This window comes from Glycomyces sp. NPDC050141 (assembly GCF_055586545.1).
Genome location: NZ_JBVJHZ010000002.1, coordinates 26,645 through 42,842, shown reverse-complemented (window position 1 = coordinate 42,842; position 16,198 = coordinate 26,645). Strand labels below are relative to the sequence as shown.

The following is a 16,198-nucleotide window of genomic DNA, read 5'->3' as shown; positions in this document are numbered from 1 at the left end:
CGTTCGGGTTGGGACTGTTGACTGTTCGTGGGAAGCCGTGCTATCCAATACCTGAGCATTGGTACCATTCTGTCGAGCCAGCCCGCTTTGGTTCCCCAGATCCCCGTTGCGCTGCAATAATTCTGAATCTTTCCTATTTCACGGTGTCGATAGGCCTGTGTCGTAAGGATGGCGATGCCCGAAACATCTCGGACCACAACCCAGACTTATCAGCCCGAAGCGCCCCGAGCTCCGGACCCCGCCGGGCCCGACCTCAAGGCCCGCCTGCTGCGCCTGGGCCTGCTGCCCTTCTGCGCCGCCGTGCTCGCGGGCGCGGGCGTCGCGGTCTTCGTCTCCCAGGGCCAGTCCGACCTGGCGCCCGTGGTCTACGTCTCCGCGTCGGTGCTGCTGCTCATCGTCGGCTACCTGACCCTGATGTCCGCCACCAAGATCGACGCCGACCTCGGCCGCCGGATCGGGTCCGTGCGACGTTCTACTGTGGAGACCCACTACAAGGTGTGGCAGGCCCTCGACGACCTGCAGCGCTCCAGGCCCGTCGAGCAGCGCTGGTCCGTGCCGCTCCCCTCGGGCGGCGAGATCGCCGCGACCACCGATGAAGCGATCAGCCAGCTCGCGGACGAGACCCGCCACTTGCGTTCCGCCGCAGAGGCGATCGTCGCGCGCGGCATCCCGGCAGTGCCCCCGCCGCGCGTCGCCGCACCCCCGCCGCAGCGGCCCGTGTCGCCGCCGCCGACGCCCGCAGTCCTCAACGCGCAGGCCAAGGTCGGCATCTTCGTGAGCCTCGCCCGGCGCATCCAGCCGCTGGTGCACAAGGAGATCATCGAGCTCGACCACCTGGAGAAGCAGGTCGAGGACCCCGATCTGCTGAAGGGCCTCTTCCTGGTCGACCACCTGGCGACGCGCATCCGCCGCCACGCGGAGAACCTCGCGGTCCTCGGCGGCGCCACGCCGCACCGGCAGTGGAGCCGTCCGATCAACGTCTACGAGATCCTGCGCTCCGCAGTGTCCGAAGTGGATCAGTATGCCCGGGTGAAGCTGGTGCTGCCGATCAAGGGCACCGTGCAGGGCCACGCGGTGGCCGACCTCATTCACCTTGTGGCCGAACTGGTCGAGAACGCGACGGTGTTCTCCGACCCGAACACCACCGTGCTCATGCGCGTCTCGCGGGTCCGCACCGGCCTGGCCGTTGAGGTCGAGGACCGGGGACTCGGCGTGGACCAGGGCGAGCGCGACAAGTTCAACCGGATGCTCGCCGACCCCGAGGGCACCGACCTGGCCGCGCTCCTGGAGGACGGCCGGATCGGCCTGTACGTGGTCGCTTCCATTGCGCACCAGCACCATCTGACCGTGCAGCTTCAGGGCAACATCTACGGCGGCACGCAAGCGGTCCTCATCATCCCCGAGGACCTGCTCGGCGACGTCCCCAAGATGGACGAACTGCCCGCGCTCCCCCCGGCGCCCGTCGAACCCGCGGCGCTCCCCCCGGCGCCCGCGGTCCTCCCCCCGGCCCCGGTACCCCCGCAGCTGCCCGCCGTCCAGATGCGCGCCCTCCCCACCGCGGGCACCGGCCACCACTCCGGCGCGATCCCCGCCCCCCGCGTGAACCCGGTGAAGTCCGACCTCCAGGCCACCGCCGAGATGCCCGCCATCGACGACCCCCGCGGCGACCGCCCCGACCTCCCCAAGCGCCGCAAGCAGTCCCACCTCGCCCCGCAGCTCCGCGACACCACCCCCCGCACGGGCCAGCGCGCTCCCGAAGCAGGCCACGACCCCGGCCTGATGAAGGCCTTCCAGCAGGGCCAGCACCGCGCCGCCGAACTTCCGGTCCCCACATCGGAACACCCAGTCCAGCCGAAGAATGAGGAGGCCTGATGGCAGGCGAAGAGGTCGCGGCGGCATCGGATCTGAGCTGGCTGCTGGCGAGCCTGGTCAAGAAGGTCCCGCACGCCCGCAGCGCGCTGCTGCTGTCCTCGGACGGCATGAAGAAGGCGCACCACGGGCTCAGCGTCGACCAGGCGGACCAGTTGTCGGCGATCGCGTCGGGGATGTTCTCGCTGGCGCGCAGCGCGGGGGCGCAGTTCGGGTCGAACGGCCCGGTCCGGCAGGTGATCGCGGAGCTCGACGACACGTTCCTGTTCGTGTCGACGGCGGGTTTCGGGGCGGTCCTTGCGGTGACCACGGACCGGGAGGCCGATCCGGGGACGGTCGGGTACGAGATGTCGGTGCTCGTCAAGAGCGTGCGGCCGCATCTGGAGACGCCGATGCGCCAGGCCTACGCCGCCCAGAGCTGATGTCCCGCTTCGAGGAGGACCGCTTGCTCGACGACGCCGCCGGGCCGCTGGTCCGGCCGTACACGGTGAGCGGCGGCCGTACGAATCCGACGTCCGATTTCGACCTTCTGTCGCTGGTGAAGTCGACGGGCCGGATGCGCGCCTCGCAGTTGGAGGCGGAGCAGGCCGCGGTGCTCCTGCTCTGCCATGAACCGGTGTCGGTCGCGGAGATCGCCGCGCACCTGCGCCTGCCCGCGATGGTCGTCAAGGTGCTGCTCTCGGACCTCGTCGAGTACGGCGCGGTGACCGCGCACGCTCCCGAGGCCGCCCTCGACCCCACGGACCTGAACCTTCTGGAGGCACTCCTCAATGGCCTACAACGGCGACTCTGACAGGGCGCCCGCACAACCCGTCCCGACCGCGATCAAACTCCTCGTCGCGGGCGGTTTCGGGGTCGGCAAGACCACGTTCGTCGGTGCGGTCTCGGAGATCGAGCCCCTGAGCACCGAGGAGACGATCACGACGGCGTCGATCGGCGTGGACGACCTGACGGGCGTGGGCGCGAAGACGACCACGACCGTCGCGCTCGACTTCGGGCGGATCACCCTGGACTCGGACCACATCCTGTACCTGTTCGGCACGCCCGGGCAGGACCGGTTCTGGTTCATGTGGGACGAGCTGTCGGACGGGGCGTTCGGGGCGGTGGTCATGGCGGACACGCGCCGCCTGGGCGACTGCTTCAACGCGCTCGACTTCTTCGAGCGGCGGGGGACCCCGTTCGTCGTGGCGGTCAACGTGTTCGACGACGCGTTCCACTACGACCCCGAGGAGGTGCGTGACGCCCTGGACCTCGCACCGCACGTCCCGATCGTCTCGTGCGACGCCCGCGATCCCCGTTCCGCCACCCTGGTGCTGGTCACCCTGACGCAGCACCTCATCTCGACCGCCACCACGGTCGTCAGACAAGGAGTACAGCAATGACCGATCTGGAGCACGAGTTCCGCCTCACCATCACCCCCAGCGACCCGGACGGTTCGAAGCGGGCCGCGAAGCTGCAGTACTGGGGCGCGCTGCCGGAGGCCGACCCGGAGTACGACGACGTGGCGAAGGAGCTGCTGGAGCTGACGGGCGCGACCTGGTCGGGGGTGAACTTCGTCGGCGAGGGCCAGCACCAGTTCTTCCCGGGCATCGCGGGCCCCGGCACGGAGTCCGTGGACGGCAAGGACCCGGAGATCGGGCGCGAGATGCCGGCGGAGGCCGGGTACTGCGTGCACGTGGTGGCGCGCGAGAAGGCCATGGCGCTCAACAACGTCCTGGACTACTCGCGGTTCGCGACGAACCCGGTCGTGGACGCGCTGGGCATCCGCGCGTACATGGGCGCGCCGCTGGTCGACAGCGACGGGCACACGATCGGCACGGTGTGGGTGATCGACAACAAGACGCACGAGTGGACGCAGGACGACGTGGACGCGATGAAGGCGGTCGCGGCGCGCGTCATGCAGCGCATCGAGGAGCGCAAGCCGCGTTAGACCCCCCTGGCCTTGACCTCGGCTTTGTGAAGCCGTTATGTTCAGTTGACCCGGGCGCAATCGTCCCATGATTGGATCACGATCGGGCGATTGCGCCCTCGTCTTCCCCTGAGCCCCGTCAAGCCCCATGGAGAGCAATGAAGCCCAGACACAAGCGCCTCGCGGCGGCGGGCGCCGCAGCCGCGCTCGCCGCGACCACGCTCGCCGTCGGCGCGTGGTCGGCCAACGCCGGCCAGCAGAACCACGGCCGCGAGATCGACCTGCAGCTCCTCGCCATCAACGACTTCCACGGCCACGTCGAGGCCACCGCGGGTGACACGTACCCGGTGGACGGCGTGAACGTCCCCGCGGGCGGCGCCGAGTACCTCGCCACCCACCTCGAGCAGGCCCGCGAAGGCGAGCGCTACTCGACCACTGTGGCCGCTGGCGACCTCATCGGCGCGAGCCCGTTCATGTCGGCGATCTTCGACGACGAGCCGACCATCGAAGCGCTCAACGAGATGGGCGTCGAGGTCTCCTCGGTCGGCAACCACGAGTTCGACGCCGGGTTCGACGAGCTCAACCGCATCATCGAAGGCGACGAGGACTTCGAGGGCGCGGACTTCCCGTACCTCGGCGCGAACGTCGTCGACGAGGCCACCGGCAAGACGGTGCTCGACCCGTACTGGGTCAAGGACTTCGGCCGCGGCGTCAAGGTCGGCTTCATCGGCATGACCCTCGAGGGCACCGGCGACATCGTCTCCAAGTCCGGCATCGAGGGCCTCCAGTTCCTCGACGAGGTCGAGACCGCCAACAAGTACGCGCAGGAGCTCAAGCGCAAGGGCGTCAACTCGATCGTGGTCCTCCTCCACGAGGGCGGCGTGCCCGTCGCCGAGGACACCGGCCACGACTGCGAGTCCCTCGACGGCTCCGGCGTCGGCATGTCCGGCCCCATCGTGGACATCGCCGAGACCATGACCCCGCTCGTCGACATCCTCGTCACCGGCCACACCCACCAGGAGTACGTGTGCTCCGTGCCCGACCCGGCCGGGAACCCGCGCATGGTGACCTCCGCGTCCTCCTACGGCCGCGTGTTCACCCAGATCGACGCCACGTACGACCGCCGCACCAAGGACATCGTGCGCTCCTCCGTCACCGGCTCGAACACCGTCGTCACCCGTGACGTCGAGGCCGACGAGGACCAGTCCGACATCATCGCCGAGTACGGCCCCGCCGCCGAAGAGGCCGGCGGCCGCGTCGTCGGCTACCTCGCCGAGGACATCAAGCGCGGCGCCACCCGCGCCGAGGAGTTCCCGCTCGGCAGCCTCATCGCCGACGCGCAGCTGTGGAACACGGCCAGCGCCGACACCGGCGGCGCCGAGATCGCGTTCCTCAACCCCGGCGGCGTCCGCGACGACCTCCTCTACACCGAAGGGGTCACCGGCGAGGTCTCCTACCGCGAGGTCTTCGACGTGCAGCCGTTCAACAACTACGTGGTCACGCTCGACATGACCGGCGCGCAGATCCTCCAGGCGCTGCAGCAGCAGCTGCCGATCGCGGGCGGCCGCTCGACGACCCTGTTCCTGCAGGTCTCCGAGGGCTTCACGTACACATGGGACAAGACGCGCACGGGCACCGACCAGATCGTGGCCGACTCGCTCATGCTGAACGGCCAGGCGATCGTCGCCGACCAGACCTACCGGGTCACGACGAACTCGTTCCTCGCTGAAGGCGGCGACTCGTTCACCGCGTTCGCGGGCGGCACCAACAAGCTGTTCGGCGAGCTCGATGTGGACGCCTTCGAGGACTACATCACCGAGTTCGGCACGGCCGGGACGCCGCTTGAGGCACCCGAATTGGGCCGAGTCACTGTCGTTCAGTAGCTTCCTGAGTACATTCACAGCGGCGGAGCGGGGAATGCTCCGCCGCTGTGTCGTGTTTCGAGCTATGACCGGATAGGCTCGAAGACACCCTTGAATTTCCACCGGAGGACGGACCGCAGGTCATGGCAATGCAAAGCAGGAACTCATCCCTTCGCAACATGGTGAAGACCCAGTACAACGAGCAGCACATGGGTGCCGCGTACGGGCCTTACGGGCAGATGACCCAGGCGCCGCAGGCCGAGACCATGAAGATCGACGACGTCATCGTGCGCACCGTCGCTCTCGTGGGCGCGACCTTCGTGGCCGCGATCCTCACCTACTCGATGGTCGCCGACGGCATCGCCAACGCCGACGCTGACGCGGTCGGCACCGCCATGATGCTCGGCAGCATCGGCGCGGTCGTCGGCCTCGGCATCATGATCTTCTCGATGTTCAAGCCGGTCACCAACCCGTTCGTGGCCTTCGCGTACGCGATCGGCCAGGGCCTCCTCCTCGGCGGCGTCTCCGCGGTGTTCGAGAACCAGTGGCCCGGCATCGTCGTGAACGCGCTGCTCGCCACGATCCTCGTGTTCGGTGCGATGCTGGCGCTGTTCAAGTTCCGCATCCTCAAGAACTCGCCGATGTTCACCAAGGTCATCGTCGGCGCCGGTATCGGCATCTTCGCCCTCTCGATGGTCAACCTCGTCGCGGGCCTGTTCAGCGTCGACCTGGGCCTGTTCGCCGGTCCCGGCGAGTCGGTCTCGGCCCTGCAGTGGATCATCGCGATCGGCATCACCCTGTGGGCCGCGTTCTCGTTCATCCTCGACTTCGACATGATCGAGTACTCCGCGGCGCACGGCGCCCCGAAGAAGTACGCGTGGGCGGGGGCCTTCGGCCTCACCGCGGGCCTCATCTTCCTGTACTGGAACCTGCTGCGTCTGCTCTCCTACTTCCAGGGCGACTAGGCATTTGAGCACTGAACTCGAGCGGGCGATCGGGCGTGTCGTCGAAGGCACGCGCTACTGGTCGCCCGCTCGCTGGTCTTCTCAAGCTGATGCGATGCACGCCCTTGTGCAGGTTCTCGCCGACCTCACCGCGGACGCCGAGGGCCGACCGCACCGCGCGGTCCCGCGTCTTCCCAGCGACATGAACCTCCCGGACCAGCTCCAGGTCATCGGCCTCGACCTCCTCGAAGCTGAACTGACCGAAACGCAACGCGCGCAAGCCGAAGCGGCCATTCAAGCGGCCCGCTCGGTCCTCTTCTAGTTCCAGTCCGCCATCAGCAGCGCCGCGTCGTCGAGCGCTTCGACGAGGTTGTCCGACTCCCAGCGAAGGACGCTGCGGCGCGTCCTCGTGTCGCGGTCGTCCACTGCGGCCAGCCGCAGGTCGAGGCGGTGCAGGGCTTCACTGAGGTCGATGCCGCGCGGCGGAGCCTCGCCCCGCGCGAGCGCCGCCAGCCGCAGGTACGCCGTGTCGAGGGAGTCCGCGAACGCGTCGACCCCTGCCAGGCCCTTCGCTTTCTCGTCGCGGCCGAGTGTCGCGTTCACCGCCACCAGAGCCCTTCCGGCCCTTGACAGTGCCGCCTCCGCGCCCAGCGCGTCCGCCGACAACGGGCCGGGCCCGGTGACCGGTTCGGCCTTCGCCTGGTCGGCCGCGCTGGTCAGCGCCGCGCGGCGGGCCCGGATGCGGTCGATCGCGGCGTGCATGACCTTCCGGTCGTAGTCGGCCGGGTGCGCCTGCCGGTCCAGTGAGAGCCGCGCGTAGTCGCGGTAGGCGTCCACGAGGTCCCCGAGGAGGTCGCCGAGGCGGCGGGTCTGCCACGTCGGGACGAGCGTGTAGAAGCCGATCGCGAGCGCCGCGCCCACCAACGTGCACAGGCCCCGGTCGAACGCGGCCGCTACCGGGCTCTCGCCCGACAGGTCGATCTGGAACACCGTGAAACCCGAGACGGCGGCGGCGAACACGAGCATCGACACCGGCCGCGTCAGGTACGCGATGAGCGCGTACGCGAGCACGGTCAGGCTGAGCCACAACTGGTCCTGCGGCAGCAGCATCCCCAGCAGCGAGGCGAGGACGACGCCGCCGGTGGTCCCGACGGCGCGCGTGACGCCGCGCGTGAGCGTCCCCGCGAAGTCCGCCTGCAAGACGAGCCACGCGGTGAGCGGAATCCAGTAGCCGTGGCCGGTCGGCCACGCGAGGCCGATCGTCATGGCCAGGGCGATCACGCCCGCGCGGCGCAGTGCGTGGTGGACCACCGGGTCGTGCCGGTGCAGGCGGGCCCGGAGCTGCCCCAGTGCCTCGCGGGCGGTGGAGGTGGCGTGTGCGAGCGCGGGGTCGGCGACGACGTCGCCGGAGCCCGCGGTGATGCGCTCGGCGAACCCGCCGGTCTCGTGGAGGGTGCGCAGGAGCCCGCCGATCTCGGTGGGCATCGTGCCCGTGGAGGTCGCCATGGGGTTCTGGGAGAGGCCGTCGAGGAGGGCGTCCCAGTCGAGTTTCACCGGGGTGCGGGAGGTGATCTGCTCCGCGAAGTGGCCCAGGAGCCGGGCGGCGAGCTCGAGGGCCTCGGAGTAGAACTCGACGGTGTCGCGGTCCTGGGCGTCGGCGCGGGCGCGCGCGGAGGCGGTGCGGCCGATCGCGGTGGACACGGCGTACAGCTGGCGGCGGCCTTCGCGGATCGCGGCGGGCAGGGCGCGGCGGCGGTCGAGTTCCTGCGCGGCCTCGAAGAGCGGCGCGGTGCGGAACGGCGCGTCAGGGTCGGCGGCGAGCGCGTCCGCTTCGGCGGCGAGGGCCAGCCAGGCGTCGGCGAGGGTGCGCCGGTCCTCGGCCCACCGGAAGTACGGGGGCAGGAGCGCAGTCAGTGCTTGGACGGCGCCGCCCGCGGCGACGGCGAGCGCGGCGAGGAGGACGCTCGTGCCCGCGGTGAGGTGGTCGGCGAGGAAGAACATGATGCCGGACACGGTGAAGGTGACGCCCGCGACGTGCGTCACCGAGCCGATGAACGTGAGCGTGAACGCGTACGCGGCCGCGCCCGCGACGAGGACCACCGGGTGCTCGATCGAGCCGAGCACGACCCCGAGGGCCCCGGCCGCGCCGACCAGGAGCGGCAGCGCCGGTCCGGTGCGGGTGCCGGGCGTGAGCATGGCGACGCCGCCCAGCCAGGCGCCCATGATCGCTGCTTGACCCCAGGTCGGGTGGGCCAGGAACGCGACGGCGCTCATGGCGACGGCGATGCCGAACGCGGCGCGCACGGCGAGGACCGGCACGGCCTCGCCGGGGGTCCATGACCGCAGGTCCTGGCCGACCCGGCGGAACGATTCGCGGACCCCAGGGTTGAGCACGTCATGAGCGTAGCCGCGCCTTCTCGTGTGAGGCGGGCTACCGGTTACGCTGGTGGCATGCGACAAACGGTGCTGGTGGTCGACTTCGGGGCCCAATACGCGCAGCTCATCGCGCGCCGCGTACGCGAAGCCAACGTCTACTCGGAGATCGTGCCCTCCTCGATGCCCGCGAGCGACATGCTCGCCAAGGAGCCGGCCGCGATCATCCTCTCGGGCGGTCCTTCGAGCGTGTACGCCGAAGGCGCCCCGCAGGTGGACCGCGCCCTCTTCGAGGCCGGCGTGCCCGTCCTCGGGATCTGCTACGGCTTCCAGGCCATGGCCAGCGCCCTCGGCGGCACCGTCGCCAAGACCGGGCTCTCCGAGTACGGCGGCACCGAGCTCGACGTGCTGTGCGCGTCGAAGCTCCTCGACGGCCTCCCCGACCACCAGTCGGTGTGGATGAGCCACGGCGACTCCGTGACCGAGGCCCCCGCCGGGTTCGAGGTCGTCGCCCGCACGAACGGCGCCCCCGTCGCGGCGTTCGAGAACCTGGAGGCGCGCCTCGCGGGCGTCCAGTACCACCCCGAGGTGGCCCACACCCCGCACGGCCAGGCCGTCATCCGCCACTTCCTGCACGACATCGCCGGGATCAAGCCGAACTGGACGAACTCGGCGATCATCGACGAGCAGGTCCAGGCCATCCGCGAGCAGGTCGGCGACAAGCGCGTCCTGTGCGCGCTCTCCGGCGGCGTCGACTCCTCGGTCGCGGCCGCCCTCGTGCACCGCGCGATCGGCGACCAGCTCACGTGCGTGTTCGTCGACCACGGGCTGCTCCGCGCTGGCGAGGCCGAGCAGGTCGAGAAGGACTACGCGCAGCTCACCGGTATCGACGTGCGCGCCGTGGACGTCTCCGAGCAGTTCCTCACCGCCCTGAAGGGCGTCACGGACCCGGAGGAGAAGCGCAAGATCATCGGCCGCGAGTTCATCCGCACCTTCGAGGCCGCGGCCCGCGAGATCGCCGAAGAGCAGGGCATCGACTTCCTCGTCCAGGGCACGCTGTACCCGGACGTCGTCGAGTCCGGCGGCGGCACCGGCACCGCGAACATCAAGTCCCACCACAACGTCGGCGGGCTCCCCGACGACCTGCAGTTCGCGCTCATCGAGCCGCTGCGGACCCTGTTCAAGGACGAGGTCCGCGCGATCGGCCTCGAACTGGGCCTGCCTGAGGCGATGGTGTGGCGCCACCCGTTCCCCGGCCCCGGCCTGGGCATCCGCATCGTCGGCGAGATCACCCGCGACCGCCTCGACCTGCTCAAGGCCGCGGACGCGATCGCCCGCGCCGAGCTGACCGCCGCCGGTCTCGACCGGTCCGTGTGGCAGTTCCCCGTGGTGCTCCTCGCCGACGTCCGCTCCGTCGGCGTCCAGGGCGACGGCCGCACCTACGGGCACCCGATCGTGCTCCGCCCGGTCTCCTCCGAGGACGCGATGACCGCCGACTGGTCCCGCCTGCCCTACGAGCTGCTGGCGAAGATCTCCACGCGCATCACCAACGAGGTCGCCGACGTCAACCGCGTCGTCCTCGATGTGACCAGCAAGCCCCCGGGCACCATCGAATGGGAATAGTCATTCTTTGATCACGCCGTACAGTTGAGGGATGCAATTCCGGATAGCTGCGTACGGGGAGGTCCGTGACGAGAACGGCCGGGTCCTGCTGACGAGGCGGACCCGCGGACGCGAAGCGGGCCCCTGGCACCTGCCGGGCGGCGTCATCGACCACGGCGAACCCCCGAAGCGGGCCGCCGGCCGCCTCGTCGGCGAGCACACCGGCTACGAGGTCGCCGTCGGCGCGCCCCTCGAAGCCGTCGCCGTCGCCAGGCGGGGCGTCCACACGAACGCGATCATCTACACCGCCACCGTGACCAGCGGCCCCGACGGGGACTTCGAGGGCGACGCCGCTGAATGGGTCGAACCGGCCCGCGCGGCCGCCGAATCCCATTCGCCGTTCGTCTCCGCGTGCCTCCACCTCGCCGACGACCGGCTCGCCGGGCGCGTCGACAAGGCCCCCCAGGAGACCCGCCCCGTCCCGCCCGCGAAGGCCAAGAAGGGCCGCCGCAGGCGCGGCCAGCGCTTCGGCGCGTACGGGGTCGTCGCCGACGGGGACGGCCGCATCCTGCTCGCCCGCATCGCCGAGGGCTACCCCGGCGGCGGCACTTGGCACCTGCCCGGCGGCGGCGTCGACTTCGGCGAGTCGCCCACGGCGGCGGTCTCCCGGGAGATCTACGAGGAGACCGGCCAGGAGGCGAACGTCGGCGACCTGCTCAACGTCACGTCGTTCCGGCACCGCCGTGCGATCGGCCCCGAGGGGTACCCCCTCGACTGGCACGGCGTGCGCGCGATCTATTCAGCGACGGTCCCCGACCCTTCGGCCGCGCAGGTGGTCGAGGCCGCGGGCGGTTCCACGAGCGAGTCCCGCTGGTGGAACGCGGACGCGCTCGACGACCTGCCCCTGTCGGCGGCCGTCGAGGACGCCCTCCAGGTTGTGGACTTGAAGAACCTGGCCGCTCAGGCCTAACGCCATCGGGCTACGACGGTCTCTCCGGCGCGGATCGTCTCGCCGGGGGCGACCGCGGCTTCGGCGGCCCCGGCGGGCAGGTACACATCGGTGCGGGACCCGAAGCGGATCAGGCCGTACCGTTCGCCCTTGGCAAGGGCCGCACCGGGTTTGGTGCGGTTGACGATGCGGCGCAGGAGCGCGCCGGTGCGCTGGGCGACGACGACGCGGCCGCGCGGGGTCGAGACCACGGTGTAGCAGGCGGCGTTGTGCTCGGCTTCGGGTGCGCTCACTTTCGAGTAGCCGCCGCGTTCGGTGAACACGTCGACCACTTCACCGGCGACGGGCGCGCGGTTGATGTGCACGTCGGTGACCGAGAGGTACGCGCTGATGCGCAGCCACTCGGAACCGGCGGTGCCGGTCGCGGCACCGAAGCGCTCGTCGACGACGGTCTCGACGCCCATGATGCGTCCGTCCGAGGCGGCCAGGACCGCTTCGGGTTCGTCGTCCTCGCCGCGCAGGTCCGCTTCGCGCTGCGGGTCGCGGAAGAACGCGGCGACGGGGACGGCCGCGAGCGCGGGCAGGACCCACGCTTTCGAGGAGGGCCGGATCTTCTTTGCGGCCCAAGCGGTCCCGAAGAGGATGCCGGCGGCGATGACGCCGTTCGAGTCGAGGTGCATGCGGGGGGTGACGGCGACCGAGGAGGCGCGCCAGGCGGGGGCGAGGTCTTCGGCGGGGGCGATCGCGTGCGGTTCGCCCTCGCGTTTCGCGGCGGAGCCGATGCGGAGCTTGTGGATGCGCACGGGCGGGAGCGACCGGACGATGAGGTCGGTGCCGATGCCGTACTCGGCGACCAGCTCGGCGATCTCCTCGCGCGCGGGTGCAGTGAGTGTCGCGGCGAAGGAGAGCACCCCGCCGGGGACCACTTTCTCGCGCAGCAGCTCGATGTCGGCGATGAACTCCTCGGCCTCCACGGTGACGGGGGAGGCGAGCATGACCTCTTCGGCCGGTTCGGCGTCGGTGAGCGCGGCGGCGGCGGTGACGTTCCCGGCGGTCCAGGAGCCCTCGGCCGCCAGCGACGCCTCTAGGTCCTCAATGGAGACGGGATCGGAGACGACGGTGAGCCGGTCGGCGGGCATGAGCGCTTCGAGCGCGGCCGTCAGCACCGGGTTCCCCCAGGCCGCGCCCACGACCAGACCGGTCTTGGGGCCCCTCCGGCGAGCGAATTCGTCGGTGATGCCGCGAGCGGCGGCTTTCGAGATCGGCATGCCTCCGACTATAGAGCGCCGCGCCGACGGGCCCGGTCCGCGCTCGCGTGTTGCGGCGGTGGTGAGACGCGACCCTTGTCCTGGTTTGGGCTCGTACTTTCGGAGGGTTCTGCACATCGTTCGGTCGAGTGGCCGCGCCGTCACCGAGGGTCCTCTCGTTCCCCTCCATAGAAGACCTCACACCTCAAGTCCGCTCCCAGGAGGACCGAACCACGATGAGACTCAAGACGATCCGCACGCCGCTGGCGGCCGCAGCCGCGCTCCTCGCAGTGTTCGCGGGCGCCCCGGCCCACGCCGAGGAGCCTGAGCCGGTCTCCGGCGACGTCGTCACCGCCCCCGGCCTGGAGCTGCGCGGGGAGTTCGACGAGGAGCGCTATGACGTGTGGGCCAACGTGCTCGGCCTCCAGCCGCACGGCGGCGAGGAGACGCTCGTCGTCTACTGCATCGACATCCACACCCCGCTCGACACCGAGAGCCCGTACACCGAGGGCGACTGGGAGGAGTCCGGGGTCGCGAACCTCGAGCAGGTCCGCTGGGTCCTGTTCAGCGGCTACCCGAACGTCGCCGCCGCCGACCTCATCGAGGCCTCGGGCGCGGAAGTGAACCCCGACTGGGACGACGAGAAGCTCGAGCAGGTCGCGTACGCGGGCACGCAGGCCGCCGTCTGGCACTTCACCGACGACTGGCACCTGTTGGAGGACAACCCGGTCAAGGGCGGCAACAACGGCGAGGACGAGGCCGTGCTCGCGGTCTACAACCACCTCACCGAGGAGACCGGCAGCGTCCCCGACCCGTCCGGGTTCACTGTGGACCTCGAAGGCGAGGAGTCCGCGAAGTTCGAGGACGGCCGCTTCGGTCCCTACACGGTCCGCTCCAACGCCGGTCCCGTCGAGCTCGCCGCCGAGGGCGGCCGCCTGGAGACCGCGGACGGCGACGAGGTCACGTCCCTGAACGACAACGGGCAGTTCTGGATCGTGCTCGACGAAGGCACGAACGAGATCACCGTCAAGGGCACCGCCCAGTACGACCTGCCGGTCGGCCGGGTCTTCCTGGCCACCAGCGATGAAGCGCTCTCGGGCGACGCGGTCAACCCGATGACCGTGGGCGACTCCCAGAAGCTGATCCTCGCGCAGCCGCGCGAAGGCGAGGTCCCCGCCGAATGGCGCTTCGCCCTCGACGCGCCCGAGTCCAGCGAGGCCCCGAAGCCGCAGCTGCCGACCACCGGTTCGAGCCTGAGCGTCGCCTTCGCGGCGGGCCTGGCGCTCCTGGTAGGCGGCCTCACGGTGATCGCGCTCGGCAAGCGCCGCAAGGTAAGCGACCACTAGACCTGAAGGATGCGGGCGCCCGCTTGCCGATGGCGAGCGCCCGCTGCTGCAGGAGCGTTCCGGACCACGTCGAACGGTCCGGACCCGGGCGCGCTCCGCGGCTCGACACAAGGCCCGGCGCATGGTGCGGCCGGGACCGGAGGAAGCGATCCCCTCCGGTCCCGGCCACTCTCGTCCCACTGGTATCCACTCGTCACCGTCCGAAGTCAAAAGCACGGTCGATACCGAATCGTTATAGTGGCGCGGCTCTCGCAGGCCGCGCCATTTCCCTTGCCCCGCAATCAAATCGCAGCTCGGTGAATTCCTGCCGCCGAATGCAACCGGCAGTGAGCCGCTAACGTGTCGCAAGAAGAGTCCATACCGATTTATGACTCGCAAGCTCGTCAAGACCGCGTCAATCCCTCGGAAAAGCAAAGGGACTTCTACCAATGATGACCAAAGCCCTGAAAGGGACGATGGCCGCTGCCGCGGGCATCGCGCTCGGCCTCACCGGCGCCGTCGCCGCGCAGGCCCAGGATGAAGAGGTGCCGAGCATCCTCGCCGCCGAAGGCAACGTTGTGACCGAAGACGGCATCCGCCTCTCCGGCACGGCGATCATCGAGGACGAGGAAGGCGAGGAGGTCGAGGTCGACCAGGACCCCGAGGCCACCATGCTCGGCCTGGACCTCGGCGACGGCGAGACCCGCACCGTCTTCTGCATCCAGCTCCAGGTCGGCCTCAAGGAGGAATTCCTCCACGTCGAGCGCCCGTGGGAGGACGTCCCGGTCGAGGACCTCCCGATGGTCCTCGGTGTCCTCGTCAACGGCTACAACGGCTCCAACGCCGCCGAGCTGATCGAAGCGGCCGGCGTCTCGGGTGAAGACCTCGGCGCGTTCAGCGCCGACCAGGTCGCCTACGCCGGCACTCAGTCCGCGGTCTGGTCGCTTACCGACCGCTGGACCCTCGGCGCCGACGCCACCGAAGGCGAGGCCGGCGTCGACACCGCCGTCACCGCCATCCAGGACTACCTGATCGAGAACTCCGAGCCGATCGACGAGCCCGACTTCGAGCCCTACTTCGACGTCGACGACTCCGCGGCCAAGACCGAGGGCAGCACCTTCGGTCCGCTCACCGCCTCGACCAACATCGACGAGCTCACCTTCTCGCAGCCCGAGGGCGCGACCATTGTCGACGAGAACGGCGAGGAGCTCACCTCCCTCTCCGACGGCCAGGTCTTCTACGTCAAGTTCGACGAGGCCAAGACCAGCTCGGTCACGCTCGTCACCGACACGTTCACCTGGACCACCCCGGCCGGGCGCACGTTCGTGCCGGTCGACGGTGAGGACGAGGAGATCGAAGGCCAGCGCCTCATCCTCGCCGAGGAGCACTCCGAGGAGTACAGCGCCGAGGTCGAGTTCGAGATCGTCGTGGACGAGGTCCCGCCGACCAGCGAGTCGCCGAAGCCGCAGCTGCCCGTCACCGGTTCCAGCCTGACCACCGTCGCCTCCGTCGGCGGCGCGGTCCTGCTCGCCGGCGTCGTCGCGATGGTGCTCATGCGCCGCCGCGCCGCCCGCGCGGACTGGGGCTCGGACGCCTAACAGCAGCTGAACACTGCGATAACCGCCACACGCCCGCTGGTCAGACCGGCGGGCGTGTGGCATACTTGCCGCGTGACTCAGAGCGCGCGATTTTACTTTTACTACGGCCGGAACCGTCCGAGCCGTAGGTCGTCGCGCTGACACACCGACCTACAGGCCCCGGGCGAACAGCCCGGGGCTTTTTTCACGTCCAGGGCCCACAACCGCCCGGAGTCAGATGAGTAATCGCTCTAAGGAGAAGCCCTGATGACCGCCAGCACCGAAACCGAAGTCGTCCCCGACGAGCTCAAGGAGCTGCGCGTCGAGATCGACCAGCTCGACGCCGAGATCATCCGCCTGTGGCAGCGCCGCGCGGAGGTCTCCAAGCGCGTCGGCGAGATCCGCATGGCCAACGGCGGCACCCGCCTGGTCCTGGACCGCGAGCGCGCCATCCTCGAGAAGTACCGTTCGGCCCTCGGCGACGACGGCATCCAGATCGCCATGCTGGTCCTGCGCTCCGGCCGCGGACCCCTCTAAAGAG

The 16,198-nt window shown here is 70.0% G+C and carries 15 protein-coding genes; 13 read left to right on the top strand and 2 right to left on the bottom strand.

Annotated features, from left to right (window positions below; all coding sequences use genetic code 11):
- Positions 1-174 precede the first annotated feature (174 nt).
- From ACZ60M_RS01465 to ACZ60M_RS01430, 8 genes are all read left to right on the top strand, one after another.
- Positions 175-1,872: a sensor histidine kinase gene (locus ACZ60M_RS01465; RefSeq protein WP_465413563.1), complete on the top strand. Its 1,698-nt coding sequence runs from the start codon at positions 175-177 to the stop codon at positions 1,870-1,872.
- Complete coding sequence (locus ACZ60M_RS01460) at positions 1,872-2,291, top strand: roadblock/LC7 domain-containing protein (protein ID WP_465413561.1); 420 nt, start codon at positions 1,872-1,874, stop codon at positions 2,289-2,291. The genes ACZ60M_RS01465 and ACZ60M_RS01460 overlap by 1 nt, the downstream gene beginning before the upstream one ends.
- Complete coding sequence (locus tag ACZ60M_RS01455) at positions 2,291-2,662, top strand: DUF742 domain-containing protein (RefSeq protein WP_465413559.1); 372 nt, start codon at positions 2,291-2,293, stop codon at positions 2,660-2,662. Before ACZ60M_RS01460 ends, ACZ60M_RS01455 begins: the two co-directional genes overlap by 1 nt.
- Positions 2,640-3,251, top strand: coding sequence for a GTP-binding protein (locus tag ACZ60M_RS01450; RefSeq protein ID WP_465413557.1), 612 nt, complete (start codon positions 2,640-2,642; stop codon positions 3,249-3,251). The genes ACZ60M_RS01455 and ACZ60M_RS01450 overlap by 23 nt, the downstream gene beginning before the upstream one ends.
- Entirely contained in the window at positions 3,248-3,799 is a 552-nt protein-coding gene (locus ACZ60M_RS01445) for a GAF domain-containing protein (RefSeq protein WP_465413555.1), read from the top strand. Before ACZ60M_RS01450 ends, ACZ60M_RS01445 begins: the two co-directional genes overlap by 4 nt.
- Before the next feature lie 137 nt (positions 3,800-3,936).
- Positions 3,937-5,661, top strand: coding sequence for a bifunctional metallophosphatase/5'-nucleotidase (locus ACZ60M_RS01440; protein WP_465413553.1), 1,725 nt, complete (start codon positions 3,937-3,939; stop codon positions 5,659-5,661).
- A gap of 158 nt (positions 5,662-5,819) precedes the next feature.
- Entirely contained in the window at positions 5,820-6,605 is a 786-nt protein-coding gene (locus ACZ60M_RS01435) for a Bax inhibitor-1/YccA family protein (protein WP_465413551.1), read from the top strand.
- Between the two features lie 4 nt (positions 6,606-6,609).
- Positions 6,610-6,906, top strand: a complete 297-nt coding sequence (locus tag ACZ60M_RS01430; RefSeq protein WP_465413549.1) for a hypothetical protein — start codon at positions 6,610-6,612, stop codon at positions 6,904-6,906.
- Here ACZ60M_RS01430 and ACZ60M_RS01425 read toward each other — a convergent pair.
- A complete protein-coding gene (locus ACZ60M_RS01425; protein WP_465413548.1) occupies positions 6,903-8,978 on the bottom strand; it encodes an FUSC family protein in 2,076 nt (691 codons plus the stop codon). The genes ACZ60M_RS01430 and ACZ60M_RS01425 overlap by 4 nt on opposite strands.
- A 57-nt stretch (positions 8,979-9,035) precedes the next feature.
- On the opposite strand from ACZ60M_RS01425, the gene guaA reads away from it, so the two are divergent.
- Together guaA and ACZ60M_RS01415 are read left to right on the top strand one after the other, a co-directional pair.
- Positions 9,036-10,580: a glutamine-hydrolyzing GMP synthase gene (guaA, locus tag ACZ60M_RS01420; RefSeq protein ID WP_465413546.1), complete on the top strand. Its 1,545-nt coding sequence runs from the start codon at positions 9,036-9,038 to the stop codon at positions 10,578-10,580.
- 31 nt (positions 10,581-10,611) lie between these two features.
- Entirely contained in the window at positions 10,612-11,529 is a 918-nt protein-coding gene (locus ACZ60M_RS01415) for an NUDIX hydrolase (RefSeq protein WP_465413544.1), read from the top strand.
- Here the strand turns inward: ACZ60M_RS01415 and ACZ60M_RS01410 are convergent.
- Positions 11,526-12,776, bottom strand: coding sequence for a phosphatidylserine decarboxylase (locus ACZ60M_RS01410; protein WP_465413542.1), 1,251 nt, complete (start codon positions 12,774-12,776; stop codon positions 11,526-11,528). The genes ACZ60M_RS01415 and ACZ60M_RS01410 overlap by 4 nt on opposite strands.
- Before the next feature lie 215 nt (positions 12,777-12,991).
- Between ACZ60M_RS01410 and ACZ60M_RS01405 the strand changes: the two genes are divergently transcribed.
- From ACZ60M_RS01405 to ACZ60M_RS01395, 3 genes are all read left to right on the top strand, one after another.
- Positions 12,992-14,101 (top strand): Cys-Gln thioester bond-forming surface protein, encoded by a 1,110-nt coding sequence (locus ACZ60M_RS01405; RefSeq protein WP_465413540.1) that lies wholly within the window; start codon positions 12,992-12,994, stop codon positions 14,099-14,101.
- 428 nt (positions 14,102-14,529) lie between these two features.
- A complete protein-coding gene (locus ACZ60M_RS01400) occupies positions 14,530-15,678 on the top strand; it encodes a thioester domain-containing protein (RefSeq protein WP_465413538.1) in 1,149 nt (382 codons plus the stop codon).
- Positions 15,679-15,924: 246 nt separating this feature from the next.
- Positions 15,925-16,194, top strand: a complete 270-nt coding sequence (locus ACZ60M_RS01395) for a chorismate mutase (RefSeq protein ID WP_465413536.1) — start codon at positions 15,925-15,927, stop codon at positions 16,192-16,194.
- Positions 16,195-16,198: the final 4 nt, after the last annotated feature.